Here is a 1,890-nt window from a genome sequence, read left to right on the forward strand (position 1 = left end):
AAGGCGATCGAAAACGAACCGAACGGCGAACCGAACGATTCGGCCCCCGAACGGAGGAAAGCGGCTAAGCCGTTGTTCGTGTTGTGAAAATTCGCAGCGCTTCGCGTATAATTCGCTTTTGCGCCCATAGGATTTGCCATGCGTCTGATCCAAAAAGCACTCACTTTCGATGACGTGCTCCTCGTTCCCGCCTTCTCCGACGTTCTCCCGCGCGACACCAGCCTCAAGACCAAGCTGACCCGCAATATCTCCCTGAACATGCCGCTCGTGTCCGCCGCGATGGACACGGTCACCGAAGGTCGCCTCGCGATCGCGATGGCTCAGCAGGGTGGCGTCGGTATCGTCCACAAGAACCTGACGCCGGCCGAACAGGCCCGCGAGGTCGCGAAGGTCAAGCGTTTCGAATCGGGCGTTGTCCGCGATCCGATCACGGTGCCGCCGCAAATGAAGGTGCGCGACGTGATCGCGCTGTCGCGCCAGCATGGCATCTCGGGCTTCCCGGTCGTCGAAGGCCCGCAGCTCGTCGGCATCGTCACGAACCGCGACCTGCGTTTCGAAACCCGCCTCGATGAGCCGGTCAAGTCGATCATGACGCCGCGCGAGCGCCTCGTCACGGTCAAGGAAGGCACGCCGCTCGCCGAAGCGAAGGCGCTGATGCACAGCCACCGCCTCGAGCGCGTGCTGGTCGTCAACGACGCATTCGAACTGCGCGGCCTGATGACCGTCAAGGACATCACGAAGCAGACCGAGCATCCGGACGCGTGCAAGGACGAACACGGCAAGCTGCGCGCAGGCGCGGCGGTCGGCGTCGGTCCCGACAACGAAGAGCGCGTCGAGCTGCTGGTGCAGGCCGGCGTCGACGTGATCGTCGTCGATACCGCACACGGCCACAGCAAGGGCGTGCTCGAGCGCGTGCGCTGGGTCAAGCAGAACTACCCGCACGTCGAGGTGATCGGCGGCAACATCGCGACGGCCGCCGCCGCGAAGGCGCTCGTCGAATACGGCGCAGATGCGGTCAAGGTCGGTATCGGCCCGGGCTCGATCTGCACGACGCGGATCGTCGCCGGTGTCGGCGTGCCGCAGATCAGCGCGATCGCGAATGTCGCGGAAGCGCTGAAGGGCACGGGCGTGCCGTGCATCGCCGACGGCGGCGTGCGCTTCTCGGGCGACGTGTCGAAGGCCCTCGCGGCCGGCGCGAACGCGGTGATGATGGGCAGCATGTTCGCGGGCACCGAAGAGGCGCCGGGCGACGTGTTCCTGTACCAGGGTCGCCAGTACAAGTCGTACCGCGGCATGGGCTCGGTCGGTGCGATGAAGGACGGCGCGGCAGACCGCTACTTCCAGGACAACTCGGCGAACATCGACAAGCTCGTGCCGGAAGGCATCGAAGGTCGAGTCGCGTACAAGGGTTCGGTCAACGCGATCCTGTTCCAGCTGGTCGGCGGCGTGCGCGCGAGCATGGGCTACTGCGGCTGCAAGACGATCGACGAGCTGCACGACAAGGCCGAATTCGTCCAGATCACCGCGGCGGGCATGCGCGAGTCGCACGTGCACGACGTGCAGATCACGAAGGAAGCGCCGAACTACCACGTGGACTGATCGCCGATGAAACCGCTGCTGCGAGCCGTGTTGATCATCGATGCCGTGCTGCTGCTGGCGTTCGGCGTGCTGTTCGTGCTGACGCCCTGGCAGTCGCTGTTCAACGCGTTGCAACTGGCAAGCGTCCAGCCGGCGATGCTCGGCCAGGCGTTCGGCATCGCGCTGCTCGGGCTCGCGTGGCTCGCGTTTCATGCAGCGTTCAACGGGGATCTCACCGCGCCCGTCGCGCGGTCGGTCGGCCACGTGTACTGGCTGACCGGCGTGCTGACGATCGTCTGGTCGATCGGCACC

The 1,890-nt window shown here is 65.5% G+C and carries 1 protein-coding gene and 1 pseudogene; both read left to right on the plus strand.

Translation table 11 applies throughout. The features are described from left to right. Window positions 1-138: 138 nt before the first annotated feature. Entirely contained in the window at window positions 139-1,599 is a 1,461-nt protein-coding gene (gene guaB, locus JYJ84_RS35555) for an IMP dehydrogenase (protein WP_122945685.1), read from the plus strand. 6 nt (window positions 1,600-1,605) lie between these two features. Then, a pseudogene (locus JYJ84_RS35560) lies at window positions 1,606-1,890 on the plus strand (hypothetical protein); the annotation flags it as partial.

The organism is Burkholderia sp. LMG 13014 (genome assembly GCF_905232215.1).
Classification (GTDB): Bacteria; Pseudomonadota; Gammaproteobacteria; order Burkholderiales; family Burkholderiaceae; genus Burkholderia.

Excerpts from the sequence above, each read along its gene's own strand:
- guaB (WP_122945685.1), top strand. The coding sequence starts at position 139 with ATGCGTCTGATCCAAAAAGCACTCACTTTCGATGACGTGCTCCTCGTT.